The following is a 26,397-nucleotide window of genomic DNA, read 5'->3' on the forward strand; positions in this document are numbered from 1 at the left end:
GTGCGCGCTTACTCCTGAGCGTCGGCGAGAAAGTCGAGCGCGAACGCGCGCAGGTCGTCGTGCACGATCGTGCCTTCAGGCAGGCCGCCCGCGGCGAGGGTCTTGCGGCCCTTGCCGGTCAGCACGAGGTGCGTCGGATGCCCGAGCGCCGCGCCCGCTTGCAGATCGCGCAGCGAATCGCCGACCGTCGGCGTATGCGCCGGATCGATCTCGAACCGCTCGGCGATCATTTTCAGCATGCCGGGCTTCGGCTTGCGGCATTCGCAGTGATCTTCCGCCGTGTGCGGGCAGAAGAACACCGCTTCGATGCGCGCGCCGACCGCGGCGGCCATCCGGTGCATCTTCAGATGCATCGCGTTCAACGCGTCCATGTCGAACAGACCGCGGCCGATGCCCGACTGGTTCGTCGCGATCGCGACGCGATAGCCCGCCTGGTTCAGGCGCGCGATCGCTTCCAGCGCGCCGGGCAGCGCAACCCATTCGTCCGGCGACTTGATGAACGCGTCGGAGTCGACGTTGATCACGCCGTCGCGGTCGAGGATCACCACTTTCTTGATCGGCATGGCGCGGTGCTCAGGCGGCGAGTCGGGAAATATCGGCGACGCAGTTCATCTGCTGATGCAGCGCGCCGAGCAGAGCCAGACGATTGGCGCGCAACGCTGGGTCTTCGGCGTTGACCATCACGTCGTTGAAGAACGTGTCGACCGGCTCGCGCAGCGCGGCCAGTGCCGTGAGCGCACCGGTGTAGTCGCGCACGGCCAGTTGCGATTGCACGCGCGGGGTCACCTGTTCGAGCTGCGCATTCAGCGCCTTCTCCGCTGCTTCGGTGAGCAAGCCAAGCTGCACGCCGCCGCTCGTCACGCCTTCGGACTTCTTCAGGATGTTCGAAATACGCTTGTTGGCCGCGGCGAGCGACGCCGCTTCGGCGAGCGACGCGAATTCGCGCACCGCGTCGAGGCGCGCGACGATGTCGTCGAGCCGCGTCGGGTTCAGCGCGAGCACCGCGTCGATTTCGCCGGCCGCGTAGCCGCGTTCGCGCAGCAGGCCGCGCAGGCGGTCCATGCTGAACTCGTAGATCGCGTCGGTCGAATCGGCGACGTTCGGCATGCCGGCGAATTGCGCATAAGCGACGCGCAGCAGCTCGACGAAGTCGACGTTCAACTGCTTCTCGATCAGAATGCGCAGCACGCCGAGCGCATGACGGCGCAGCGCGAACGGGTCTTTCTCGCCAGTGGGCTGCAGGCCGATGCCCCAGATGCCGACCAGCGTTTCGAGCTTGTCCGCGAGCGCGACGACGGTGCCGGTCGCGGTGGTGGGCAACGCGTCACCCGAGAAGCGCGGCTGGTAGTGCTCCGAGCACGCGAGCGCGACTTCTTCCGGCTCGCCGTCGTGGCGCGCGTAGTACGTGCCCATCGTGCCTTGCAGCTCGGGGAATTCGCCGACCATGTCGGTGATCAGGTCGGCCTTCGCGAGACGCGCGGCGCGCTTCGCGCGCGCGACGTCGGCGCCGATCAGTGCGGCGATCGCGCCGGCCAGCCCTTCGAGCCGCTCGACGCGTTGCAGCGCCGAGCCGAGCTTGTTGTGGTAGACGACGTTCGCGAGCAGCGGCACGCGGTCCGCGAGCGGCTTCTTCTTGTCCTGCGTGAAGAAGAACTTCGCGTCGGCGAGACGCGGACGCACCACGCGCTCATTGCCTTCGACGATCTCGACCGGCGTTGCCGTCTCGATGTTCGACACGATCAGGAAGCGCGAGCGCAGCTTGCCGTGCGCATCGGTCAGCGCGAAGTACTTCTGGTTGGTCTGCATCGTCAGGATCAGGCATTCCTGCGGCACCTGCAGGAATTCGTCCTCGAAGCGGCACTCATAGACGACCGGCCATTCGACCAGCGACGTCACTTCGTCGAGCAGCGCCTCGGGCATCACGACCTTGTCGTCACCGGCGTGCACGAGCAGTTGCGAGCGGATCGCTTCCTTGCGTTTCGCGAAGCTCGCGATCACGCGGCCCCGGTGTTCGAGCGTTTCGGCGTACGACTGCGCGTGCTGGATCTGCACGAAGCCTTCGGACAGGAAGCGGTGGCCGAGCGTGGTGTCGTCGGCGTCGATGCCGAGCGTGCTGACCGGCACGATCTCTTCGCCGTGCAGCGCGGTCAGACGATGCACCGGGCGCACGAACTGCACGGTCGAGCCGTCGGGGCGCTGATAGGTCATCGGCTTTGCGACCGGCAGCTTGGCGAGCGTTTCGTCGAGCGCGCCTTGCAGGCCGTCGGCGAGCGTCGCGCCCGGCGCCGCGTAGCGCAGGAAGAACGCTTCGGCTTTACCGTCCTGCGCGCGTTCGAGGTCGTTCACCGTGAAGTCGGGGAAGCCGAGCGCGGCGAGTTTTTTCGCGAGCGGCGCGGTGGGCTGGCCGTCTTTATCGAGCGCGACGGAAACCGGCAGCACTTTTTCGCGCACGTGTTTTTCCGGCGCGACCGCGCGCACGTTGTGAATCGTCACCGCGAGGCGACGCGGCGTGGCAAAGCGTTCGAACGACGGCTCGCCATCGATCAGGTCGCGCGCGGCGAGGCGCTGCGCGATGCCTTCGGCGAAGGCGTCGCCGAGACGCGCGAGCGTCTTCGGCGGCAGCTCTTCGGTCAGCAGCTCGACGAGCAGGGTAGCGTGTTGAGATTGAGTCATTGGTTGAAGTTCTCGTCAGTCCTGATCGATCTTGCGTTCGACTTTCAGCGGCGGCGCCCACGCGGGCATCGCGGCTTCCTGCTCGTCGGTGGTGAGGCCGGGCACGCCGTGCACCGGATTGCCGAGCATCGGGAAGCCGAGCTTTTCGCGCGATTCGTAGTAGGCCTGCGCGACCAGACGCGACAGCGCGCGAATCCGGCCGATATACGCCGCGCGTTCCGTGACCGAAATCGCGCCGCGCGCGTCGAGCAGGTTGAACGTGTGGCCCGCCTTCAGCACGAGTTCATAGCCGGGCAGCGCGATCTGCGCGTCGATCATGCGCTTTGCTTCCGCCTCGTAGCTGTTGAAGAGCGTGAACAGCAGATCGACGTTCGCGTGCTCGAAGTTGTAAGTGGACTGCTCGACTTCGTTCTGGTGATACACGTCGCCGTAAGTCAGGCGGCGCAGTTCGGGGCCGTTCGGGCCTTGCTCTTCCCACTCGGTCCAGACGAGGTCGTAGACGTTCTCGACCTTCTGCAGATACATCGCAAGGCGTTCGAGACCGTAGGTGATTTCGCCGAGCACCGGCTTGCAGTCGAGCCCGCCGACCTGCTGGAAGTACGTGAACTGCGTCACTTCCATGCCGTTCAGCCACACTTCCCAGCCCAGACCCCACGCGCCGAGCGTCGGGTTTTCCCAGTCGTCCTCGACGAAACGCACGTCGTTCTGCTTCAGGTCGAAACCGAGCGCTTCGAGCGAGCCGAGGTACAGGTCGAGGATGTTTTCCGGCGCGGGCTTCAGCACCACCTGGTACTGGTAGTAATGCTGCAGACGGTTCGGGTTCTCGCCGTAGCGGCCGTCCTTCGGGCGGCGCGACGGTTGCACGTAGGCGGCGCGCCACGGCTCGGGGCCGATCGCGCGCAGAAACGTATGGACGTGGGACGTGCCCGCGCCGACTTCCATGTCGATCGGCTGGAGCAACGCGCAGCCCTGCTTGTCCCAGTAGGACTGCAAGGTCAGGATGATTTGCTGAAACGTGAGCATGAAGTGCCTTTCGGGCATGGGGCCGTGCCGCTTGCGCCGAAGCGCGCGAGGGGGCCGTGGAGCGAAGTGCTAAACCAGAGATTTTAACGGAAAGGAAAGGGGGCGGCCCGTTTTGCGGGGTCGGACGGGCCGCGATGCGGTTTTTGGGCGACGGGCGGCGCGAGAACGCCCGCGAAGGGCCCGCGAAGGGCCCGTCGAGGCCGGCGCGACGCCAGCACGGCATCGGCACGACGCCGGCGATGCCTGCGCTGGTTCGCGCGCGGCGACTCAGCTCGCCGCCAGCTCCGCCTTCGGCGAGAACGAATCGCTTTGCGCGATCGGCCAATACTTCTCGAACAGCGTATAGCGATACCTGCCGTTGAGCAGATCGTTCGGTTCGAGATACTTGAGCAGGTCCGACATCAGCCGCACCTCATGCGACGACACGCGCCGCACGATGTGATGCGCGCGCAACTCCGCCGGATGCCGCAGCCCGGCGGCCTGGATGATTTCCTGCAATGCGTGCAGCGTGTTGTGGTGGAAATTGAACACGCGATCGGCCTTGTCCGGCACGACGAGCGCGCGCTGGCGCACCGGGTCCTGGGTCGCGACGCCGGTCGGACAGCGGCCGGTGTGGCAGGTCTGCGCCTGGATGCAACCCACCGCGAACATGAAGCCGCGCGCCGCGTTGACCCAGTCCGCGCCGATCGCGAGCGTCTTCGCGATATCGAACGCGGTGATCATCTTGCCGCTCGCGCCGATGCGGATGCGCTGCCGCAGACCGATGCCGACCAGCGTGTTGTGCACGAGCAGCAGCCCTTCCTGCAGCGGCACGCCGACGTGATCGGTGAATTCGAGCGGCGCCGCGCCGGTGCCGCCTTCGGCGCCATCCACCACGATGAAGTCCGGCAGGATGCCCGTTTCCAGCATCGCCTTCGCGATACCGAAGAATTCCCACGGATGCCCGATGCACAGCTTGAAGCCGGTCGGCTTGCCACCCGACAGCGTGCGCAGCCGCTCGACGAATTCGAGCAGCTCGCGCGGCGTGGAGAACTCGGAGTGCGTGGCGGGCGAGATGCAGTCGCGGCCCATCGGCACACCGCGCGTCTCGGCGATTTCGGGCGTGATCTTCGCGGCCGGCAGCACGCCGCCGTGACCAGGCTTCGCGCCTTGCGACAGCTTCACCTCGATCATCTTCACTTGCGGCTCGGCGGCTTGCTTCGCGAATCTTTCGGCGTTGAAGGTGCCGTCGTCGTTACGGCATCCAAAGTAACCGGAGGCGATTTCCCAGATGATGTCGCCGCCATGCTCGCGATGATATTTCGACATCGAGCCTTCGCCGGTGTCGTGCGCGAAGTTGCCTTTTTTCGCGCCGAGGTTCAGCGCCATGATCGCGTTGGCCGACAGCGAGCCGAAGCTCATCGCCGACACGTTGAAGATCGACATCGAATACGGCTGCGCGCGATCGGGTCCGACGACGATGCGAAAGTCGTGACCGTCGAGCGTGGTCGGCGCGAGCGAGTGGCTGATCCATTCGTGCGCGACCGCCTTCACGTCGATCCGTGTGCCGTACGGGCGGCTGTCGACGTCGTTCTTCGCGCGCTGGTAGACGATGCTGCGTTGCGCGCGTGAGAACGGCTTTTCGTCGGTATCGTCTTCGACGAAGTATTGACGGATCTCCGGGCGGATGAATTCGAAAATGAAGCGCAGGTGGCCCCACAGCGGGTAATTGCGCAGGATCGCGTGGCGCTGTTGCGTCAGGTCGAACACGCCGAGCGCGACGAGCGCGGAAGGCACGATGATCCAGAACCACGACAGTCGATGCGTCGCGGCGAGCGCGGCACACACCACGGCGAGCGCGATTGCGCACCACATGGCCAGATAGCGTCGAGAAAACATGGGGACTCCAGTGCAGTGAAGATCGTTGCGGCGGGATCGCCCGCGCGAGGCGCGCGGACGGTATCCGTTGCGAAGGAAAACTGGCGGCTGCGGGTCACGGCGCGGCGTGTACCGGGGAAGCCCGGAGATGAGGCGTGCGAATGAAAGCCAAGCGTCGCACGTGAAGGTGAAGCGTGTGTGACTGCGCGAGGCGGGGGAAATGGGATAAACGGGATAAACGGCGCGAGCGTGTTGGAGTGGTGCAACCCGTCGCGCTCGCCGTTATGCATCGCTCAACGCGCGCCGAGCAGCGTCGCTTTTTGCCGCGGTGTTTGCGGCTCGTCCTGCGGCTGGCCTTGCGGTTGGCCTTGCGGCTGCTTCGGCTTGTGCGACTGCTTGCGACGCTGCGCGCGCGTCTGTTTCGGCGCCTGGTCCTGCGGCAGCTCGGCCGGCTGCCCGGTCATCGCGCGCTCGATGATGCCGCCGCCGAGGCACACGTCGCCGTCGTACAACACCGCCGATTGTCCCGGCGTGACGGCCCATTGGGCGGCGTCGAAGCTCAGCTCGAACAGGTCTTCGCCCGCACCGCCCGCCGCCGCGGCGTTGAACGTGCACGCCGCGTCGGCCTGCCGGTAGCGCGTCTTCGCGCCGCACGCGAAGCCGTCGGCCGGCGGCTCGCCCGCGACCCAGCTGGTGTTGCCCGCCGACAGCGTATGGCACAGCAGCCACGGATGATCGTGCCCCTGCGCGACGTACAGCGTATTGGTCGGAATATCCTTGCCCGCGGCGAACCACGGCTCGCCGCTGCCGTCCTTGCTGCCGCCGAGGCCGATGCCCTTGCGCTGGCCGAACGTGTAGAACGCGAGGCCGATGTGCTCGCCGACGATCTTGCCGTCAGTGGTCTTCATCGGGCCGGGTTTGGTCGGCAGATAGCGGTTCAGGAAGTCGCGGAACGGCCGCTCGCCGATGAAGCAGATGCCGGTCGAATCCTTCTTCTTCGCGTTCGGCAGGCCGATCTGCGCGGCTATTTCCCGCACTTTGGTCTTGGGAATCTCGCCGAGCGGGAACAGCGTCTTCGACAACTGCGCCTGGTTCAGCCGATGCAGGAAGTACGACTGGTCTTTCGTATGATCGAGCGCCTTCAGCAGTTCGAAGCGGCCGTCGCGCTCGCGGTTCTGGCGCACGCGCGCATAGTGGCCGGTCGCGATGGTTTCGGCGCCGAGCGACATCGCGTGATCGAGGAAGGCCTTGAACTTGATTTCGGCGTTGCACAGCACGTCCGGGTTCGGCGTGCGGCCGGCCGAATATTCGCGCAGGAACTCGGCGAACACGCGGTCCTTGTACTCGGCCGCGAAGTTGACCGCCTCGACGTCGATGCCGATCAGGTCCGCGACCGACACCACGTCGATCCAGTCCTGGCGCGTCGAGCAGTATTCGCTGTCGTCATCGTCTTCCCAGTTCTTCATGAACAGGCCGACCACGTCGTAGCCCTGTTCCTTCAGCAGCCACGCGGTAACCGACGAATCGACGCCGCCCGACATGCCTACTACGACTTTACGCTTGCTCATAAGGTACTCACTGGGTGCTGCATCACTGCATGGATCTTGGGGGGAGCCGCTCGTGACGCCCTCATCGCTTCGGCGCGACCGAATGCGTATGGACGAAGTCGAGCGGGAAACGCCGGCCGGCCAGGTAATCGTCGATGCACTGCATCACGAGCGGTGTGCGATGCCGCTCAGGGCATGCGCGCAACTCATCGGCGCTCATCCACAGCGTGCGGACGATGTCGGGATCGAGCGAACTCGCCAGGTCCGGCTGGCCGCCCGCGCCGCAATAGGTGAAGCGCAGGTACGTGGTGCCCGCGCGGTCCGGCCGCTCGAAGTGGGTCATGTACATGCCGACGAGCGCCTCGGGCGCGAACGGATGCGCGGTTTCCTCGAACGTTTCGCGGACCACCGCTTCCAGCAGCGTTTCGCCCGCCTCGAGGTGACCGGCGGGCTGGTTCAGGCGCAGGCCGGCGGCCGTATGTTCCTCGACCAGCAGGAAGCGCCCGTCACGCTCGACGATCGCCGCGACGGTCACGTGCGGCAGCCAGGTTTCCGGTTTCATGGCTGCGCATTTTACCGGTTATGCGCGCCGGCTGCCGGGCGGCGGGTCGGCGCCGGGGCGGCGACCGCTCGGCACCGGGGCGGACCATGGCCGGTGGCGGATCTCGCGGGTTCGCGCCCGCCTGCTAACCGTTTGGCGGTCCGCCGCGCATTGGCATCGACCCCGATATTTGTGATGTGGCGGTTTCCGGTTAAAGTGGGGCCTGCGTCAGCCGTTGCATCTGCAAGCCGGCGAGCCTCGTCGGCAGATCTGTCGTCAAACAGGAAGTCGAGGAGGAACAACGATGCACATCGGAGTGCCAGCCGAGACTCGCGCGCATGAAACCCGCGTTGCCGCGACGCCCGAAACGGCCAAAAAGTACGTCGCGCAAGGCCACCGGGTCACGCTCCAGAGCGGCGCCGGCGCCGGCGCGAGCTTTCCCGATGACGCCTATACGGCCGTGGGCGCGGAAATCGTCGATGCCGCCACGGCGTTCGGCGCCGAACTCGTCCTCAAAGTCCAATCCCCCACCGATTCCGAACTGCCGCTGCTCAAGCGCGGCGCGACGCTCGTCGGCATGCTCGATCCGTTCAACGCCGACAATGCCGGCAAACTCGCCGCGGCCGGCGTCACCGCGTTCGCGCTCGAAGCCGCTCCGCGTACGACTCGTGCGCAAACCCTCGACGTGCTGTCGTCGCAGGCGAATATCGCCGGCTACAAGGCGGTGCTGCTCGCGGCGACGCTTTATCCGCGCTTCATGCCGATGCTGATGACCGCGGCCGGCACCGTGAAGGCCGCGCGCGTGCTGATTCTCGGCGCGGGCGTGGCCGGCCTGCAGGCGATCGCCACCGCGAAGCGCCTGGGCGCGGTGCTGGAGGCGTCCGACGTGCGCCCGGCCGTCAAGGAGCAGATCGAATCGCTTGGCGCGAAGTTTCTCGACGTGCCCTATGAAACCGACGAGGAGCGCGAGGCCGCGCAGGGTGTCGGCGGCTATGCGAGGCCGATGCCGCCGTCGTGGCTCGCGCGCCAGTCGGCGTTGGTCCACGAGCGCGCGAAGCAGGCCGACATCGTGATCTCGACCGCGCTGATTCCGGGCCGCGCCGCGCCGACGCTGATTTCGATCGACATGGTGCAGGCGATGAAACCGGGCTCGGTGATCGTCGATCTCGCGGCCGGCCGCGGCGCCGAGTACGAAGGCCGGCGCGGCGGCAACTGCCCGCTGACCGAGGCGGACCAGGTGGTGGTGCGCTATGGCGTGCAGATCGTCGGCTATACGAACCTCGCCGCGATGGTGCCCGCCGACGCGTCGTCGCTGTACGCGCGCAACCTGCTCGACTTCCTGAAGCTGATCGTCACGAAGGAAGGCACGCTGAATATCGATCTCGCAGACGACATCGTCGCGGCCACACTGCTGGCTCGCGACGGCCAGGTCACGCGCAAAGCATAGGGAGGCCGAAGATGGAAGTCATCAATCACACGGTGATCAACCTGATCATCTTCGTGCTGGCGATCTACGTCGGCTATCACGTGGTCTGGAACGTCACGCCCGCGCTGCATACGCCGCTGATGGCCGTCACCAATGCGATCTCGGCGATCGTGATCGTCGGCGCGATGCTCGCGGCCGGCCTCACGGTCGGCAGTGCGGGCAAGTTCTTCGGCACGATCGCGGTCGCGCTCGCGGCCGTCAACGTGTTCGGCGGTTTTCTCGTCACGCGGCGAATGCTGGAGATGTTCAAGAAGAAGGAGCCCAAAAAACTCCCGGCTGGCGGCAAGGAGGGTACGTAAATGAGCCTGAACGTCGTCACGCTGCTGTATCTGGTCGCGTCGGTCTGCTTCATCCAGGCGCTCAAGGGGCTGTCGAATCCGAAGACCGCCCGCGTTGGCAATACCTTCGGCATGGTCGGCATGGCGATCGCGATTCTGACCACCATCGCGCTGATCTCGCGGCAGGCCGAAGTGCTTGGCTCCAATCTCGGTCTCGGCCTCGGCCTGCTGCTGTTCGGGCTCGTGATCGGCGGCGCGATCGGCGCGTTCGTCGCCGCGCGCGTCGAGATGACCAAGATGCCCGAACTGGTCGCGGCGATGCACTCGCTGATCGGTCTCGCGGCCGTGTGCATCGCGTATGCGGTGGTGTCGGAGCCGGCCGCGTTCGGCCTCGTCGATCCCGAGGTGCCGATCGAGGGCTTCCTGCCGTATGGCAACCGCATCGAGCTGTTCATCGGCACGTTCGTCGGGGCGATCACGTTCTCGGGTTCGGTGATCGCGTTCGGCAAGCTGTCGGGCAAGTACAAGTTCCGCTTGTTTCAGGGCGCGCCGGTGGTCTACGGCGGCCAGCATCTGATCAACCTGATGCTCGCGCTCGCGATGCTCGGCTTCGGCGTGCTGTTCTTCCTCACGCAGTCGTGGCTGCCGTTCATCATCATGACGATCATCGCGTTCGTGCTCGGCGTGCTGATCATCATTCCGATCGGCGGCGCGGACATGCCGGTAGTCGTGTCGATGCTGAACTCGTACTCGGGCTGGGCGGCGGCGGGCATCGGCTTTTCGCTGAACAATCCGATGCTGATCATCGCCGGCTCGCTGGTGGGTTCGTCGGGTGCGATCCTGTCGTACATCATGTGTAAGGCGATGAACCGTTCGTTCTTCAACGTGATTCTCGGCGGCTTCGGCAACGAGCCGGGCGCGGCCGCGGGCGGCACGGCCGAGCAGCGTCCGGTGAAATCGGGTTCGGCCGATGACGCGTCGTTCATGATGGGCAACGCCGAAACCGTCGTGATCGTGCCGGGCTATGGGCTGGCCGTGGCGCGTGCTCAGCATGCGCTGAAGGAGTTGACCGACAAGCTGGTCGAGAAGGGCATCGAGGTGAAGTACGCGATTCACCCGGTGGCCGGCCGCATGCCGGGTCACATGAACGTGCTGCTGGCCGAGGCCGAAGTGCCGTACGACATGGTCTACGAGATGGAGGACATCAACGGCGAGTTCGGCCAGGTCGACGTGGTGCTGGTGCTCGGCGCGAACGACGTGGTGAATCCGGCCGCGAAGAACGATCCGAAGTCGCCGATCGCCGGCATGCCGATCATCGAGGCGTACAAGGCGCGCACCGTGATCGTCAACAAGCGCTCGATGGCGGCGGGCTACGCCGGGCTCGACAACGACCTGTTCTACATGGACAAGACGATGATGGTATTCGGCGACGCGAAGAAGGTGATCGAGGATATGGTGAAGGCGGTCGACTAGATCGTTCGCGGTGAGCAGACCTCAGGATCGCGCTACCTCATCGCGATCCTTCATCGCGATCCCTTCATCGCGATCCTCTTCATCTATTCGGCCGCGCGTTCACATGCCGCAGTAAATCCGCGAGCCGCCTGCTTTCCTGATCCGGATACGTGTCGAGCACTTCGAGATCGCGGATCTTCTCCAGTCCGAAGTTGCGAGGAAGCCGCTGTCGGCGATTTTTTCGCGGACGCGAAAATTTTTCTTCTGGAACTCACAACATAGTGACTTGTCTACATTCCTGACATGTAGTAACGTAACTACGTTGTGTGATGGGAGATAAATATGACGATTACTACCTTCTCCAGCAGGGAACTCAATCAGGATGTGACCCGCGCAAAAAAGGCGACCAAAGACGGTCCGGTATTCATCACCGATCGCGGCAAGCCTGCCCATGTCCTTCTGAGTATCGAGGAATACTGGCTTCTCGCGAGGCAACGGCGCAACATCGCGGACGCTCTGGCGATGCCCGAGGTTGCCGACATCGAATTCGATCCGCCGCGCGTGGATATCGCTATCCGGCCGGCTGAATTCTGATGTTTGTTATCGATACGAATGTCGTTTCCGAACTCCGTAAGGGGCGCAGGGCTGATGCCAACGTCGCAGCCTGGTCAGAGAGCGTCGATGCTTCGGCGCTCTTTGTTTCTGCAATCACGATCATGGAGCTGGCCACAGGCGTTTTGCTGAAGGAGCGCAGCGACCCGGCCCAAGGCGCATTGCTGCGCGCGTGGCTCGATCAACGGGTCCTGCCGGAGTTTGCTGACCGCGTCCTGCCTGTCGATACCGGCGTTGCCTTGCGCTGCGCGCGCTTGCATGTACCGGATCGGCGCTCGGAGCGCGATGCACTTATCGCCGCGACGGCGATGGTGCATGGCATGACCGTGGTGACGCGCAATGTGGCTGATTTCGTGGCGACTGGTGTCGCCCTCATTAACCCCTGGGAAGCTGCGTGATTTTTCGCGTCCGCGAAAAAAACCGCGCCGGTCAATGCCGGTAACTTGACTTGCCGGCATTGCTCGCGATCCTTTTCATCTATTCGGCCGCGCGTTCACATGCCGCAGTAAATCCGCGAGCCGCCTGCCTTCCTGATCCGGATACGTGTCGAGCACTTCGAGATCGCGAATCTTCTCCAGTCCGAAGTTGCGGAAGTCGCCGCGCAGCTCGCACCATGCGCCGAGCGTCCAGCGCGCGCCCCAGTATGCGAGCGCGAGCGGCCAGACCCGGCGTTCGGTGTCGGCGCCGTTCGCGTCGGTGTACGCGAAACGCACCACCTGGCGCGTATCGATCGCGCGATGCAGCGTGTCGAGCTGAGTCGAAAAATCCCCTTTGATGTGAAACGACGGCGCGAAGATCGCGAGCCGTTCGAGCGCCGCGCGCTTGTCGGCGGGCATCGCCGAGGCGATCTTCGCGAGCGCGCCCCGCGCGCCGCTAGCGAAGCCCGCGCCGCCCCATGATTCGAGCATGCGAGCGCCGGCGGCGAGCGCGGCGAGTTCGTCGGCGGTGAAGGTGAGCGGCGGCAGACTCGCCGAGCGCGACAGCCGATAGCCGATACCCGCTTCGCCTTCGATCGGCACCCCTGACAATTGCAGATCGCGCACGTCGCGATAGACCGTGCGCAGCGAGATGTTCAGCCAGTCGGCCAGCTGCTGCGCGGTGGTCAGGCGCCGGCCGCGCAGCAGTTCGGCGATCTGGAACAGGCGGTCGGCGCGGCGCGTCATCGTGGGCGTCGGGTAGAGGAGGAGGGGGACGGTCCCGCGATGATAGCGCCGCATGACGGCCTTCGGTTGGGGCGCGGCGGCTTCAGACGCGCCTAGCCGTTGGTGCGCGAATGCAGACCGAGGCGATTGCCTTCGGTATCGGTGAAGAACGCGATATAGCCGATGTCCTGCGGCAGCTTGATCACCGGACCGTCGGTCTTGCCGCCCGCCCGTTCGATGCGCGCCAGCGCCGCGTCGACGGTGGGCTGCGCGTTCAGATAGACGGTGACGCCGTCGGCCGCGGGTGTCATCGACGGACCATGGACGACCGCGCCGCCGGTCGCGGGCTCCTCGTAGCTGAACACGGCGATCGGCTGGCCGCCGATCTCCTGGCGATTCAGTGTGGTGTCGAGCGCGGCTTCGTAAAAGCGCACCGCGCGATCGAAATCGACGGACGGGATTTCGAACCAGGCAACGACTTTGGGCAATGCGGACATGACACTCTCCTTCGGTTGGCAGTAGGCCGTTCAAGCGCCGGATGGCGTGAGAAGGAGTGTGCGGGGGGCTACTGACAGCGTGGTGGCAGTAGGGTGGGGCGCCCGCTTTACGCCCCCGGCTGACGCGCAGCGTGAAGCGCCGCCTTACGCGCCGCTCCACGTCCGCTTCACGCCTCCTTCGTCACCGCGATCAGCACCACGGTCAGCGCCGCCGCGACCACCAGCATCGCGGACATCGCGACCATGCCCGCAAAGAACGAATGCGTGGCGTCTTTGAGCACCCCGACCATCCACGGACCCACATAGCCGCCCAGGCTGCCGGTCGCGTTGATGAAGGCCATGCCGCCCGCGGCCGCGACGCCGCTCAGGTAACGCGACGGAAGGCTGTAGAACGCCGGCCGGGCCGAGCTCAGGCCGATGACGGCAAGCACGATGCCGATCATCGCCGGCGCGAGCGCGTCGAACATCACCGAGAAGGCCAGCCCGGCCGCGGCAACGAGACAGGCCGCGACGAGATGCACGCAGTGACGTCCGGAGCGATCCATCCAGCGTGCCCAGACGATCATCACGATCGCCGCGACCAGATACGGCAAGCCCGACAGAAAGCCGACCATCGTATTCGTCAGACCGTGTCCTTTCAGGATCAGCGGCAGCCAGATCGCGATGCCGTTGATGCCGATCCAGTAGCTGAACAGGATGCCGGTCATGATCCAGACCTTCGGATCGCGGATGGCTGCGCCGAAGTTCTTCTTCGGGATGCGCGCGTTCTCCTGTTCCAGCGCGTCGAGCAGCGCGGTGCGCTCGTCGGACGTGAGCCATGTCGCGTCCTGCGGCCGGTCGCGCAGCAACAGCAGGGTCAGCACCCCGAGCACGCAGGCCGGCAGCCCTTCGAGCAGGAACAGCCACTGCCAGCCGTGCAGACCCGCGATGCCATCCATCGACATGATCGCCACCGACATCGGTCCACCCACCACCGACGAAAGCGGAATCGCGACGAGAAACCACGCGAGAATCCGCACGCGATTTTGTGCGGGAAACCAGCACGACAGATAGAACAGCACGCCCGGAAAGAAGCCCGCTTCGGCGGCACCGGTCAGGATGCGCAGGATGTAGAAGCTGGTCGGCCCGCCGACGAACGCGCAGGCGCTCGCGAGCAGTCCCCACGAGATCATGATTCGCGCGAGCCAGCGGCGCGCGCCGAAGCGGTACAGCGCGAGATTGCTCGGCACTTCGAGCAGGCAGTAGCCGATGAAGAACATCCCCGCCGCCGCGCCGAACTGCGTGTTGGTCAGGCCGAGATCGTGATTCATCGTCAGCGCGGCGAACCCGATGTTGGTGCGATCGATGTAGTTGAAGAAGTAACCGATCGCGAGCAGCGGCACCAGCCGCAGCAGGTTTTTGCGCGACGCACTGCGCAGCGCGCCGTCGGCGAAAGCGGCACCCTGCGCGGCGGACAACGGGGAAGAGGACATGGATTTACTCGAAGCCAAAGAACTCGACGGGGTTGTCGACCAGCAGCAAGCGACGTCGTTGCTCGTCCGGCACGATCTGCGCGATCAGGTCGGTGAGATCGCCGTCGTCGGGCATCGGGCCGTGCAGGTTGACGTGCGGCCAGTCGCTGCCCCACAGCACGCGTTGCGGCGCATGCGCGGCGAGACTGCGCGCGACCGGCAGCACGTCGTGAAACGGCGTGCCGGTCTTCGACAGACGGTCGGCGGCGCTGAGCTTCACCCACACGCGCCCGCTGTCCATCAGACGGCGCAGAGCGTTCACCGCCGCGCCGTCGGGACCGTCGCCGATGTCGAGGCGCGCCATGTGGTCGATCACGACGGGCATGTCGAGCGATAGGATGAACGGCGCGTACTCGACGATATCGTTGCCGGCCACGTGGATCGCGACGTGCCAGCCGAACGGCCGGATCTTCGCCGCGATGTTGCGGATCACGTCGAGATCGGTGCGCCCGCCCAGATGCGCGAGGAAGTGAAAGCGTGCGCCGCACACGCCGGCGGCGGCGAATTCAGCGATCTGCGAGTCGGGGTCGGTCGGCCGCACCAGCGCGACGCCGCGATAACGGCCCGAGCCATCACGCAGCGCGTCGAGCAGCGGCCGATGATCGAAGCCGTGCCCCTGGCTTTGCACGATCACCGCGCGGCTGAAGCCGAAGCGCTCGTGCCATGGGCGCAACGCGGTTTCGGGTGCGAGCGCGGGGTTGAAGCTGCGCTCGTCGGGTAGCGGATAACGGTCGAACGGTCCGTAGATGTGACAGTGCGAGTCGCAACTGCCGGGTGGCAATTGCAGCAACGGTGTGCGCGGATCCGCGAGCTGCGCGTCGGAAGTCTTCAGAGGCTGGGTCATCGATGCACTCCTCAACCGCAGCGCACGGTCATGCCGCCGTCGACGATTACCTCGGTGCCGGTCACGAAGCGCGCTTCATCCGATGCGAGGTACAACGCCGCGTTCGCGGTATCGCGGCCATCGCCCATGAAGCCGAGCGGAATGCGCGCGAGACGCTGCTTGAGCAGCGCATCGACGTCGCCGCCGGCGCGCTGGCCGGCGAGCCGCGCCTCGACCATCGGCGTATGCAATTGGCCCGGCACCACGGTGTTCACGCGAATCCCCTTGCTCGCATACTCGACCGCGACGACGCGCGACAGCTGGATCACGCCGGCCTTCGACGCCGCATACGCGACCTGCGCGGCACCGGTCCAGCGAATCCCCGAGGTCGACGCGGTATTGACGATCGCGCCCTTGCCCTGGGCTTCCATCACGGGCAACACATGCTTGCAGGTCAGGTACACGCTTTTCAGATTCAGCGCGATCTGCGCGTCCCATTTGTCTTCGTCGAGCGCGACCGGGCCGCCGGCCGCCGAGCCGCCGACGTTGTTGACGAGGATGTCCACGCGCCCATAGGTCTTCATGCAGCCTTCGACCATGCGCGCCACCGCTGCGCTATCGGTCACGTCGCATGCCGCGGCCGTCACTTCACCGCCGACCGCGCGCACGCGCTCCAGCGTTTCCTGCATCGCGTCGAGATCGCGGTCGACCGCGTAGATCTTCGCGCCTTCCTCGGCAAAGCGCACCGCCACCGCGCGCCCGTTGCCCCAGCCGGGCCCGATGCAACCCGCACCGGTGACGATGGCCACCTTTTTGTCGAGTCGTTTGCTCATGTAATTCATTCTCCGAGTTCGTTCGGCACGCCCGCGGGCTGCGCCATCTGAAAGATGTTGATCGTCATCGAGATCAACGTGTAGTAGCCGGTCAGTCCGACGAGATCGATCACGCCCGCTGCGGGTTATTGGCTTACCCGCTTCGCGAACGTAGAAATTGCGTCGGCCATAGCCTTGGGCTGTTCGGGCGCCATCGCGTGCCCCGCGTTCGGCAACACGATCACCGTCACGCGGTCACCAAGCATGTTCTTGAGCACTTGCGAGAACCGCCGAGGAGCCACCGCATCGTCCTCGCCCTGCAGGTCGAGAATCGGTGCTGTACCGGCGGCGAAGTAGTCGTCGACCGGTGTGGTGTTACGAGCATGCCCCTCCGCCTCATGGGTCTCCGGATACCAGCCGCCCAGCCACACGCGAGGGTCGTTTCCGGGCGCGAAAAACGCCTTCTTCAGGTACTGAAGCCGTTGTGCTTGCGGAAGCTCGAGGTCTCCCGCGCCGTCGATCGCTTCGCGCATCTCCGCGCTGATGGGCTTCTCGGTGATACCCGGAGGAACCTTACCTGCCGACCCGGCCGCTATAACGACACCCTTTACAAGGTCGGGACGATCCGCTGCCAGTTGACGCGCGGCGAAGTTGCCCCAGGCATGTCCGATGACGACAACAGGGCCGGCATGCTTTTGGTCGATTACCATCGCCACGTCAGCCGCAAAGTCGTGGACGCTCAGGTTTTCCATCGGGCCCTGGCTCTTGCCAACCCCGCGCGGTTCGGGGCGCAGCACGCGGAAGCCATCGGCCACGAGGTACTGAGCGACCTGGTCATAGTCGCGCACCGAACGTCCCAACGACGGGAGAATGACGATGGTCGGCCCCTTGCCTTGGCTCAGCACTTCGATCTGGACGTTGCCGTGTTTGACGACTTCGTCGGTGACGTGAGCTGAGCCCGTCGCCGCGAAACAGCTCACAGACACTGTGAGGAGAACTGCAGCGAGACGACATCTTGCCCGCCGCAGCCCGCGCCCGTCACGATGGCCACCTTGCTGTCGAGTCGTTTTGCTCATGTAGCTCATTCTCCGAGTTCGTTCGGCACGCCCGCGGGCTGTGCCACCTGAAAGACGTTGATCGTCATCGAGATCAACGTGTAGTAGCCGGCCAGTCCGACGAGATCGATCACGCCCGCTTCGCCGAGCCGTTCGACGGCTTCGGCATAGCGCGCAGCGGAGACCTTGCGATCGCGATGCAGTTCGGTCAGGAATGCATGGATCACGGCTTCGTCGGGCTGCGCGAAAACCGGCTGCGCGTGCGTGCGGATCGCTTCGACGACCTCGGGGCTCACGCCAGCCTCCAGCGCGATCGGCTTGTGCGCATACCATTCGTATTCCGAACCCCAGACGCGGGCGAGCGTCAGAATCGCCAGTTCCGACAGGCGCGGCGGCAGCGTCGTTTCATAGCGGCAATAGCGGCCGAGAGCCTGCGCGTGCTGCGCCAGTTCCGGGCGATGCAGCCAGACGGCGAGCGGACCGCGTACGCCCTTGCGTGGACCGCTAGCGATCGCGTCGAAGACGCTGCGCTGCGCCGGGGTCATCTGATCGGGATCGAGATCGGCGATGCGTTTCATCGAAGTTCCTCGTTGAGCATGAGATGCATGTAGTGAGCGGGTGGAGCCGCTATTTCGCGGATGACTGATTCGACGCGAGCGCCGCCGCACGCGTCTCGTGATTGTCTGGTGCGCGATGCGCTCCGTGCCACGCGCGAAAGGCGTCGGCGTCGAACGCGTGTTCCCATTTCGCCAACGCGATCACGGCGACCGTATTGCCGATCATGTTGGTGAGCGCGGTGGCGGTTGCCATCAGACGGTCGATCCCGAACAGCAGCCCGAGCCCGCCCAACGGCAGCACGCGCAGCGATTCCATCGTCGCGGCGAGCTTGATGAACGCGCCGCCCGCGACGGTCGTGCCGCCCTTCGAGGTCAACATCAGCACACCGAGCAGCGCGATCTGCTGGGCGATCGAGAACGGCGTATCGGTTGCCTGCGCGATGAAGCCGACCGACATCGCCATATAGATGCCGGTGCCGTCGAGATTGAAGCTGTAGCCGGCCGGCAGCACGAAGCCGACCACCATTTCATCGCAGCCCGCCTGCTGCAGCTTCTGCACGAGACGCGGAAACGCGACTTCGCCCGAGGCGGTGCCGAACACCAGCAGCAGTTCCTCGCGAATCAGGCGTAGCACGGCGAAGATCGACACGCCACACGACGCGGTGATGCCGCCGAACACGATCAGCACGAAGCCGATCGAGCCGGCCCAGTAGAGCAGCACGAGCTTCATCAGATACAGCAGCGTGGCGCCGCCGTAGCTGCCCACCGCGGCGGCCATCGCGCCGAATGCGCCGAGCGGCGCGAGGCGCATGATGAAGCCGAGAATCGTGAACAGCACGCGCTGCGCCTCGCCGACGCCGCGCAGCAGAATCGAATCGCGGCCGACCGACAGGTTCAGCGCGATGCCGGCCAGGATCGCGATGAACAGCACCTGCAGGATGTTGCCGGTCGCGAACGCGCCGACGAGCGTGGTCGGCACGATGCCGAGCAGAAAATCGGCGACCGACATATGCGCGGCCGATTCCGCGAACTGCGCGATCTTGCCGCCGCTTTCGAGGTGCATCGCATGCATGCCGACACCAGGCTTGAACACGTTGACAAGCACGAGGCCCACGAATAGCGCGAGCGTGCTGACCACCTCGAAGTAGATCAGCGTCTTCGCGCCGAGCCGGCCGAGCTTGCGCATGTCCTGCACGTGCGACATGCCGTGCACGACGGTGCAAAACACGATCGGCGCGAGCAGCATGCGCAGCAGGCCGATGAAGGCGTCGCCGAGCGGTTTCATCGCGATCGCGGTGGCCGGTGCGACGATGCCGACCAGCACCGCGAGCATCAGCGCAAGCAGCACTTGCACATGCAGCTTTCTGAGTTGTGCCATTCCTGTCTCCGTTATCTGTTTCTGTTCTTCGCTACCGTCTGACGCAACGGCTCATTTGCGGCCGTTGCGTGTCATGCCGTCAGTAGCTGCTGCGCCGATACGGCACATAAACATTGAAAGTCCTGATGCCGCATCCGCACGGGCGGCCGATCTCCGCGGCGAGTGTCGAAGTCGCCGGCGAGTCGAACGCGGCAAGAATCCACACGGTTTCGCCATCCTCGACGAAGCCGCGTAGCTGCAACAGATCCTCGCGCGCGGCAAGCGCTTCACGCACCGCGTCGACGATCGATTCCGCCGATGCCGCGCCGGCCCCGAGCGGTACACTCAACGCAAGCAGGCGGCTGACCGCGTGCGAATCGTGTTGTGCTGGAGCTTGGCCGTCGAGCGCGACGGCCGCCACGCGCGAGCGGCCCACCGTGCGCGGCAGCAGACGTCGGCTCCACGGCGTCGAATGCGCGCCCGACACGCCGCGGTACGCGTCGCTATCGAGCGCATCGAGTGAGCTCAGGTCGTACAGCGCCATCCAGCGCGGCCAGCCGTCCACGCAGGTCCAGCGCGACGCCGACACGAATCCCGGCAGCGCGAGGCGCTGCGGAAAATGCTCGGTGTCGTACCAGTCGTTGAACTCCTCTTCGAGCGAGGCGGGCGGCTCCATCGACACCATCAGCAATGCGGGTCGAGCGGGGTGGCTCATCGGTTCTCTCCATCGATAAACGCGGCAATCCTGTCGAGTACCTGCGTGGGCGTTTGCACGGCCATCAGATGACCGGCCGGGACGGTTTCGAACCGGCTGCCGGCAACCAGCGCGGCTTGCGCGGCGACTCGCGGGGGCGGGCGCTGCAGATCGTGCTCACCGGCGAGCAGCAGGCACGGACAGCGCAAGGCCGGCAACCGGGCGCGCAGATCGATGTCGCTGAGCGCATCGTTCGCCAGCGCGTAGCAGACGGGATCGTTGGCGAGCAGCCGCGCGCGATAGGCACGATAGGCGCCGAGCGCATCCGGACCGTGGCGCAACACGGGTGGCCACGACTGCTCGAGCGTGCTGTCGATGATCGCGCGCATGCCGTTCGTTCTCGCCCGCTGCGCGCGCTCGCGCAGATAGCCGCGGCGCGACGGATCGACATCGAGCGCCGGCGCGCACATCACGATGCCGGCGACGCGCGCCGGATAGCGCGCCGCGAACGCCACCGCGATCGCCGCGCCCGCGGCGGCGGCGACGAACCAGCACGGTTCGTTTAGCGACAGTTCATCGAGCAGCGTGCGCAGATCGTCGACCTGATCGTCGAGCGAAAACGGCGCGCGGATCTTTTCGGAATCGCCGTGTCCGCGCTGATCGTAGCGAAGTACGCGACGTGATGCGCTCAACGTGGACACGACGGCGTCCCAACTCGCAATGCTTCCGCCCAGTTCATGAATCAGCACCACCGTGCCGGCAGCCTCCGATCCTACCGCTCCCGCGAGCACATAGCGCAGGCTGATGCCCGAGGCGTCGATCCATGCCGGTTCGCTATCCTTCGATGCGAGCGGGGCAAGAGGCTCTGAAAGCGTGTTCATGAAAGGCTGTCTCCGTTTCTTAGTACTGTGCCCGGAGCGTGAGCTATTGACAAAAACCTTTTTTCGATGGAAAGCTATGCTCCAAAAGCATAGCTGCGGGGCGCGCGGCGCCACGGGAGACGACCATCGAAATCAAGGAATTGCGCTCGTTCGTGCATATCGCGCGAGTGGGGAGCTTCAGCCGCGCGGCCGCGGAGTTGTACGTCGCGCAGCCGGCGCTGAGCCGGCAGATCGCCAAGCTCGAAGAAGAACTCGGCACCGCGCTGTTCGTGCGCCACGGGCGGGGCGTGCGTCTGACGAGCGGCGGCGCGCAGTTGCTCGAACGCGCGGAGATGATCATCAACTTCGTCGCGCAGACGGGTGAGCATGTGCGCGCGTCGACCGATCGTCTGAGTGGGCATATCGCGCTCGGATTGCCGCCCGCGGTGGGGGTGCGCGTGTCGGCGCCGATCGTCGAAGCGTTTCGCGAGCGCTGGCCCGCGGTCGGGCTGCACATCCGCGAAGGGCTCAGTAGTTCGCTGCAGGAATGGCTGCTCGACCGGCGCGTCGATCTCGCGATCGTCTACAACCAGCCCGCGCTCGAAGCATTCGACGTGCTGCCGCTATGCAGCGAAGCGATGGTGATCGTCGGTCCACCCGACGATACCGTGATCGAACGACGCGGCGGCGAGCCGCTGCGGATTCGCGATCTCGCCGAATTGCCGCTGATCGTGCCGGGCTTTCCGCATGCGAACCGGCGCGTGCTCGAACAGGCGGCCGTGCAGCATGGCGTGCATCTGCGCGTCATGCTCGAAGTGGACAGCGTCACGTTGACCAAGGCGCTCGTGAATCGCGGCCTCGGCTACTCGCTGCTGACCTACACGGCGATTCAGGAAGAAGTGGAGCGCGGCGATCTGCGGGCGCTGCCGATAGAGCGGCCGTCGATCCGCTCAGTCGTGTCGCTCGCGACACTGCGTGAACAGCGCGCGTCGCGGCTCATCCGCACGATGGCCGACGTGGTGCGGGACAACCTGCGCGACCTCGTGATCAACGGAGCATGGAAGGGCTACGTCACGTGGCTCGGCGATAGCGAGCTCACCGCGACGCGCACGACGCCGGACGAATAACGACCGACTCACTGCGCCGGCAACTGAAACACCCCCACCACCTCGCTCATGCGCGTGGCCTGCTCTTCCAGCGACGCCGCCGCGGCCGCCGCCTGCTCGACGAGCGCCGCGTTGCGCTGCGTGACTTCGTCCATCTGCGAGACGGTGCGGTTGACCTGCTCGATGCCGTCGCTCTGTTCTTCCGAGGCGGCCGCGATCTCGGCCATCAGGTCGGTCACGCGGCGCACCGCGTCGTTGATCTGCGTCATGGTCTTGCCGGCCCGGCCGACGAGCTCGGTGCCGTTGCCGACCCGGTCCACCGATTCGCCGATCAGCGTCTTGATTTCCTTCGCCGCCGACGCGCTGCGTTGCGCCAGCGTGCGCACTTCGCCCGCCACCACCGCGAAGCCGCGGCCCTGTTCGCCGGCGCGCGCCGCTTCGACGGCGGCGTTCAACGCGAGGATGTTGGTCTGGAAAGCGATGCCCTCGATCACCCCGATGATTTCGGCGATCTGCTTCGAGCTTGCATCGATCTCGCCCATCGTCATCACGACCCGCGAGACGACGTCGCTGCCTTCGGTGGTGACGCCGACCGCGGCGCGCGCAAGCTCGCTCGCCTGACGCGCGTTGTCGGCATTCTGGCGCACCGTCGAGGTCAGTTCCGCCATGCTCGACGCGGTTTCCTCGAGCGACGCGGCCTGTTCTTCGGTGCGTTGCGACAGATCGGTGTTGCCCGCCGAGATCTGCGCGGTCGCCGTGGAAATCGACTGCGTGCCGTCGCGTACCGACAGCATCGCCTGCCTGAGGCGCGTCTGCATCATGCGCAGGTCTTCCATCATGCGGCCCATTTCGTCGCGCGAACGCACGTCGATGCGCCGGCTCAGATCGCCATTGGCGATCGCGCGGAAGTGCCCGGTGGCTTCTTCGAGCGGACCGGCGATCGACTTGCGCAGCGCATGCCATGCGAACGCGGCCATCGACAATCCGAGCAGAAGGCCTACCCCGGCAATCGCGAGAATCGCGTGGAAGCGGTCCTGCGCCGCCTCGTAGCGGCCGCGCGCGCTGTCCTCCTGAAACTTCTCGAGCTTCGCGGAACGGTCCGTGATTTCATTGAACGGGTCCGTCATCCTGTTCGAGATCAGCTCGGCGAGCTGCGTGGTGTCGCGCCGTTCGATCGCGGCGAACGCCTGCGCAACCGGGCCGTTGATCGCCTGGACGCGTTTGGCCTCGAGCGCGTCGGTGAGTTGCCGCTCCTGCCCATCAGAAGGCAGCGCGCGATAAGCCTGCCAGGCCTTGTCGCCGATAGCGAACTGCTCGCGCGCATGCTGTTCCAGACTCGCGATGTCCGCACGATCGGGCTGGGCCGCGATTCGGTCGAGCACGAGCCGGCCGCGCGCATAGAAGAAGTCGAACTTGCTGAGCGCGCTCGCCGATGCGAGGTCGTTGCTGTAAAGCTCCTTCTGATCCGCGTTGCTCAACGCAATACCGATGACGCCGAGCGCGGCGCCGATCGCCATCAACAAGCCGAGAAAGCCCATCGCGAGGGCCAGACGAGTGCGAATCGTGAGGTTCGAAAACATGGATGCCTCGAAACAACGGAACGGGTAAGCGGCGCACCGGGATAGCGCGCGGGGTCGTTAGGGTTTACGGCAAACGTTTGCAAATATGAAGGGCGGGATCGAATGCGGGGGCTTTCGAAGGAAGGGAGATAGAGGGGGAGAGGTGCGGGGGCTAGCCTGGTGCGCACCCCACTCCTACCTGGCGACGCGGGTCAACATGCCGGGCAAATCAAGATCTGACTCGGGTACTTTGCCGGTCGACTATAGTGAAGCCCGTGTCGATACAGACCTTCGATCGCGTCTGTTCCGCCTGCCCGTCAGCGGCGAAGCGGGCCAGCAATGCTTCCGCCGTTTTCGTGCCGATTGCTGTGCCGTCGATGTGAACGGTGGACAGGGCCGGGTAGACGTGCGCCGCCGTACTCAGATCGCCGAAGCCCATCACGGCGATATCGCGAGGGACCTTCAGGCTCCGGCTCGCTGCTTCGGCGAGGACGCCTTGCGCCAGGGTATCCGAACTGCAAACCACGATTTCAGGCGCTGACGATGCGAGCATGCGGCCGAGCCCTTCGCGGCCAGCCTGCAGAGTTGCTGGCGCGGGAAGCACCTCGTATTGCGGTTCGGCAAGACCGAGTCTGCTCAACTCGCTCCTGAGGCTTTCGCAGCGGCGCAGACCGCGTGGGTCGTCGACGGAAATGATGCCGAATTTCCGATAGCCTTTGTCCGCAAGGTGCTGCGCGACAGTTGCGCCGACCTTTTCATGCGAGAACCCGATCACCATATCGATCGGCTTGTCGGTCAGATCCCAGATCTCGACGACGGGGATACTGGCTTTCGTCAGCCGCTCCACCGTCGCTTCCGTGTGGCTCGTGCCCGCGAGCACGATGCCGTCGGGCCGCCGGCCAAGAAGCGCTTCGACGAGAGCCTCCTCCTTTGCGCTCGAATAGGCGGTCAGGCCAAGAAGCGTTTGATAGCCAGATAAGGTCAGGCAATCCATCAGCGCCTGGACGGTGTCCGCAAAGATCGAGTTGGCGATCGTCGGCAAAAGCACGGCGACCAGCCGGCTCCGGTTGCTGGCCAGGCTGCCGGCCAGCATGTTCGGCACGTAGCCCGTGGCACGAACAGCGTCGAGCACCTTCTTCTGGGTATCGCTCCTGACAAGCTCAGGGCGATTCAGCGCACGCGACACCGTCATTGGCGCCACGCCCGCCACGCGCGCGACGTCGATCAGCGTCACGCTTTCGCCCAAACCGGCGCTTATCGCCCCGGGAGATACACCTTTCTTCGCCATCTCGCTTGCCTGTCATCCTTCGTTCAGCCACGTCCCCGCGCCGCTTGCGCGTCATCAGAACGGTCGTGCGTCGTGTGTTCCCGCGGATTAAACCATAAACGCCGCGGCAACAGATCGTACGCCGCACGCCCTTGAGATAGGTGTAAACGATGGTGATTGCGCAATCATTTCTGCTTGAATGATTGCGCAATCATTGTATGATGGACTCATTGCTCGCCGCCCTTCGGACGGGGACCGATCTACCGGCGGCGAGCCCGCTCAAACAATCCAGAGGAGACGGATGTGGCAGCACAACGACTTCCCGTCAGACGAACGAATGTCCGATGGCTCATCCTCGCGATGATCTTCATCGTCACAGTATTCAACTATGTCGATCGGGCGACGCTGTCGATCGCAGCGCCCAGCATGCGTCACGAACTCGGCTTCGACGCACTCACGATGGGCATCGCGTTTTCAGCGTTCGGTTGGGCGTACACCGGCATGCAGATTCCAGGCGGGCTGATCCTGGATCGGTTCGGTGCTCGCATCGTGCTCGGGCTGAGCCTGATCGTCTGGTCCGTGCTGACCTTCATGCAGGGCTACGTCCACCTGTTCGGGTCCGCGTTCGTTGGACTGTTCGCGCTGCGCTTTCTGATGGGGGTGGCCGAGTCGCCTGCCTTTCCATGTAACAGCCGCCTCACGGTCATGTGGTTTCCAAGCGCGGAGCGTGGACTCGCGACGTCGATTTTTCAGCTGGCGCAATACTTCGCGCTGGCGGTATTTACGCCGGTGATGACCTACACGGTCAGCCGGTGGGGTTGGCACTACGTATTCTTCACGACCGGCGCGGTTGGTGTGCTGCTTGGGTTCTGGTGGCTCAGGTTCGTCCGGGAGCCCCAGCATGACCATCGTGTCAACGCGGCGGAACTCGACTACATCGCATCCGGGGGTGGCCTTCCGGCGATGGGCGATAGTCCGCAACCGTTCAAATGGCGCGACGTCGGCGCGATTGCCGCCAACCGGATGATGATCGGCATCTACATCGGGCAGTTCTGTCTGACGTCGATCACATGGTTCTTCCTCACCTGGTTCCCGACGTACCTGATCGAAGCGAAGGGCATGTCGATTCTGAAGGTCGGTATCGCGGCGGCGATTCCCGCTGTCGCGGGATGCGTGGGTGGTCTCGTCGGCGGTGCGTGGTCCGACTGGATGCTCAAGCGCGGCTTCAGTCTCACGGCCGCGCGCAAGACGCCGATCATCAGCGGTCTGGTGCTCTCCAGCACGATCGTCGCCGCGAACTATGTTCACTCGACGACGATCGTGATTCTCGTGATCTCAGTCGCTTTCTTCGCCAAAGGCGTGGGCAATCTTGGATGGTGCATCGTCGGCGACGTTTCGCCGAAGCGCGCGATGGGCATTAGCGGCGGCGTCTTCAACTTCTGCGGCAACGTCGCGAGCATCGTCACTCCGCTTGCGATCGGCTGGATGATCAAACGCACCGGTTCGTTCGAGGTCGCACTGACCTATATCGCGGCAGTGTCACTGCTCGGCGCCTTCTCGTATCTGTTCATTGTCGGCAAGCTCAAGCGTATCGAAGACCCCGCGTTCGATGAGACCGCGGTTGACGATACGCCGGCGGTCGCCCTGAATCCAAGCCGCGGCAGCTGAAGCCGCGCCTCAAGCTCTAT

General features: G+C 65.1%; 25 protein-coding genes and 1 pseudogene. 7 read left to right on the forward strand and 19 right to left on the reverse strand.

What is annotated here, in order from left to right:
* Nucleotides 1–8: 8 nt before the first annotated feature.
* The 6 genes from gmhB to L0U84_RS02075 form a co-directional block, all read right to left on the reverse strand.
* Nucleotides 9–563: a D-glycero-beta-D-manno-heptose 1,7-bisphosphate 7-phosphatase gene (gene gmhB, locus L0U84_RS02050; RefSeq protein WP_233847096.1), complete on the reverse strand. Its 555-nt coding sequence runs from the start codon at nt 561–563 to the stop codon at nt 9–11.
* 10 nt (nt 564–573) lie between these two features.
* On the reverse strand, nt 574–2,673 hold the full coding sequence (gene glyS / locus L0U84_RS02055) for a glycine--tRNA ligase subunit beta (RefSeq protein ID WP_233847098.1): 2,100 nt from the start codon (nt 2,671–2,673) through the stop codon (nt 574–576).
* A gap of 15 nt (nt 2,674–2,688) precedes the next feature.
* On the reverse strand, nt 2,689–3,696 hold the full coding sequence (gene glyQ, locus L0U84_RS02060) for a glycine--tRNA ligase subunit alpha (protein ID WP_233847120.1): 1,008 nt from the start codon (nt 3,694–3,696) through the stop codon (nt 2,689–2,691).
* A 267-nt stretch (nt 3,697–3,963) separates the two neighbouring features.
* On the reverse strand, nt 3,964–5,574 hold the full coding sequence (locus L0U84_RS02065; RefSeq protein WP_233847122.1) for an FMN-binding glutamate synthase family protein: 1,611 nt from the start codon (nt 5,572–5,574) through the stop codon (nt 3,964–3,966).
* Between the two features lie 272 nt (nt 5,575–5,846).
* On the reverse strand, nt 5,847–7,121 hold the full coding sequence (gene mnmA / locus L0U84_RS02070; RefSeq protein WP_233847124.1) for a tRNA 2-thiouridine(34) synthase MnmA: 1,275 nt from the start codon (nt 7,119–7,121) through the stop codon (nt 5,847–5,849).
* Nucleotides 7,122–7,182: 61 nt separating this feature from the next.
* A complete protein-coding gene (locus tag L0U84_RS02075; RefSeq protein WP_233847126.1) occupies nt 7,183–7,662 on the reverse strand; it encodes an NUDIX hydrolase in 480 nt (159 codons plus the stop codon).
* A gap of 283 nt (nt 7,663–7,945) precedes the next feature.
* Here L0U84_RS02075 and L0U84_RS02080 point away from each other — a divergent pair, with 283 nt between their 5' ends.
* Genes L0U84_RS02080 through L0U84_RS02090 form a run of 3 tightly spaced genes read left to right on the forward strand, consistent with a single transcriptional unit; the run spans nt 7,946 to nt 10,878 of the window.
* Entirely contained in the window at nt 7,946–9,088 is a 1,143-nt protein-coding gene (locus tag L0U84_RS02080) for a Re/Si-specific NAD(P)(+) transhydrogenase subunit alpha (RefSeq protein WP_233847128.1), read from the forward strand.
* An 11-nt stretch (nt 9,089–9,099) separates the two neighbouring features.
* Nucleotides 9,100–9,426, forward strand: coding sequence for an NAD(P) transhydrogenase subunit alpha (locus L0U84_RS02085; RefSeq protein ID WP_233847130.1), 327 nt, complete (start codon nt 9,100–9,102; stop codon nt 9,424–9,426).
* A complete protein-coding gene (locus tag L0U84_RS02090) occupies nt 9,427–10,878 on the forward strand; it encodes an NAD(P)(+) transhydrogenase (Re/Si-specific) subunit beta (RefSeq protein WP_233847132.1) in 1,452 nt (483 codons plus the stop codon).
* A gap of 79 nt (nt 10,879–10,957) precedes the next feature.
* Here the strand turns inward: L0U84_RS02090 and L0U84_RS02095 are convergent.
* Nucleotides 10,958–11,074 (reverse strand): annotated as a pseudogene (locus L0U84_RS02095) (DNA-binding transcriptional regulator); the annotation flags it as partial.
* 125 nt (nt 11,075–11,199) lie between these two features.
* Here L0U84_RS02095 and L0U84_RS02100 point away from each other — a divergent pair.
* Nucleotides 11,200–11,451: a type II toxin-antitoxin system prevent-host-death family antitoxin gene (locus L0U84_RS02100; protein WP_233847134.1), complete on the forward strand. Its 252-nt coding sequence runs from the start codon at nt 11,200–11,202 to the stop codon at nt 11,449–11,451.
* Complete coding sequence (locus tag L0U84_RS02105; protein ID WP_233851911.1) at nt 11,448–11,867, forward strand: type II toxin-antitoxin system VapC family toxin; 420 nt, start codon at nt 11,448–11,450, stop codon at nt 11,865–11,867. Before L0U84_RS02100 ends, L0U84_RS02105 begins: the two co-directional genes overlap by 4 nt.
* Nucleotides 11,868–11,942: 75 nt before the next feature.
* On the opposite strand, the gene L0U84_RS02110 is transcribed toward L0U84_RS02105, so the two are convergent.
* The 10 genes from L0U84_RS02110 to L0U84_RS02155 all read right to left on the reverse strand — a co-directional run bounded on the left by L0U84_RS02110 (nt 11,943) and on the right by L0U84_RS02155 (nt 20,798).
* Nucleotides 11,943–12,686, reverse strand: coding sequence for a helix-turn-helix transcriptional regulator (locus L0U84_RS02110; protein ID WP_233847136.1), 744 nt, complete (start codon nt 12,684–12,686; stop codon nt 11,943–11,945).
* A 38-nt stretch (nt 12,687–12,724) separates the two neighbouring features.
* Nucleotides 12,725–13,108, reverse strand: coding sequence for a VOC family protein (locus L0U84_RS02115; protein WP_233847138.1), 384 nt, complete (start codon nt 13,106–13,108; stop codon nt 12,725–12,727).
* Nucleotides 13,109–13,275: 167 nt separating this feature from the next.
* On the reverse strand, nt 13,276–14,580 hold the full coding sequence (locus L0U84_RS02120) for an MFS transporter (RefSeq protein ID WP_233847147.1): 1,305 nt from the start codon (nt 14,578–14,580) through the stop codon (nt 13,276–13,278).
* 4 nt (nt 14,581–14,584) lie between these two features.
* Nucleotides 14,585–15,463, reverse strand: coding sequence for an amidohydrolase family protein (locus L0U84_RS02125; RefSeq protein ID WP_233847149.1), 879 nt, complete (start codon nt 15,461–15,463; stop codon nt 14,585–14,587).
* An 11-nt stretch (nt 15,464–15,474) separates the two neighbouring features.
* A complete protein-coding gene (locus L0U84_RS02130) occupies nt 15,475–16,275 on the reverse strand; it encodes an SDR family NAD(P)-dependent oxidoreductase (protein ID WP_233847151.1) in 801 nt (266 codons plus the stop codon).
* Between the two features lie 125 nt (nt 16,276–16,400).
* The gene (locus L0U84_RS02135) at nt 16,401–17,330 is read right to left on the reverse strand and encodes an alpha/beta fold hydrolase (RefSeq protein ID WP_233847153.1); all 930 of its coding nucleotides are present in this window, start codon (nt 17,328–17,330) and stop codon (nt 16,401–16,403) included.
* 5 nt (nt 17,331–17,335) lie between these two features.
* Nucleotides 17,336–17,887, reverse strand: coding sequence for a carboxymuconolactone decarboxylase family protein (locus L0U84_RS02140; protein ID WP_233847173.1), 552 nt, complete (start codon nt 17,885–17,887; stop codon nt 17,336–17,338).
* A 49-nt stretch (nt 17,888–17,936) separates the two neighbouring features.
* Nucleotides 17,937–19,244: a cation:dicarboxylate symporter family transporter gene (locus tag L0U84_RS02145; RefSeq protein ID WP_233847175.1), complete on the reverse strand. Its 1,308-nt coding sequence runs from the start codon at nt 19,242–19,244 to the stop codon at nt 17,937–17,939.
* Nucleotides 19,245–19,323: 79 nt separating this feature from the next.
* Complete coding sequence (locus L0U84_RS02150) at nt 19,324–19,938, reverse strand: DUF4286 family protein (protein ID WP_233847177.1); 615 nt, start codon at nt 19,936–19,938, stop codon at nt 19,324–19,326.
* Nucleotides 19,935–20,798, reverse strand: a complete 864-nt coding sequence (locus L0U84_RS02155) for an alpha/beta fold hydrolase (RefSeq protein ID WP_233847186.1) — start codon at nt 20,796–20,798, stop codon at nt 19,935–19,937. Before L0U84_RS02155 ends, L0U84_RS02150 begins: the two co-directional genes overlap by 4 nt.
* Nucleotides 20,799–20,938: 140 nt before the next feature.
* Here L0U84_RS02155 and L0U84_RS02160 point away from each other — a divergent pair, with 140 nt between their 5' ends.
* Entirely contained in the window at nt 20,939–21,904 is a 966-nt protein-coding gene (locus L0U84_RS02160; protein ID WP_267939412.1) for a LysR family transcriptional regulator, read from the forward strand.
* Nucleotides 21,905–21,912: 8 nt separating this feature from the next.
* On the opposite strand, the gene L0U84_RS43960 is transcribed toward L0U84_RS02160, so the two are convergent.
* Complete coding sequence (locus L0U84_RS43960; RefSeq protein ID WP_233847196.1) at nt 21,913–23,463, reverse strand: methyl-accepting chemotaxis protein; 1,551 nt, start codon at nt 23,461–23,463, stop codon at nt 21,913–21,915.
* Nucleotides 23,464–23,671: 208 nt separating this feature from the next.
* The gene (locus L0U84_RS02170; RefSeq protein ID WP_233847198.1) at nt 23,672–24,730 is read right to left on the reverse strand and encodes a LacI family DNA-binding transcriptional regulator; all 1,059 of its coding nucleotides are present in this window, start codon (nt 24,728–24,730) and stop codon (nt 23,672–23,674) included.
* Between the two features lie 282 nt (nt 24,731–25,012).
* Here L0U84_RS02170 and L0U84_RS02175 point away from each other — a divergent pair, with 282 nt between their 5' ends.
* Nucleotides 25,013–26,377, forward strand: coding sequence for an MFS transporter (locus L0U84_RS02175; RefSeq protein WP_442793966.1), 1,365 nt, complete (start codon nt 25,013–25,015; stop codon nt 26,375–26,377).
* The last annotated feature ends 20 nt before the right edge of the window (nt 26,378–26,397 follow it).

This window comes from Paraburkholderia sp. HD33-4, from assembly GCF_021390635.1.
Classification (GTDB): Bacteria; Pseudomonadota; Gammaproteobacteria; order Burkholderiales; family Burkholderiaceae; genus Paraburkholderia.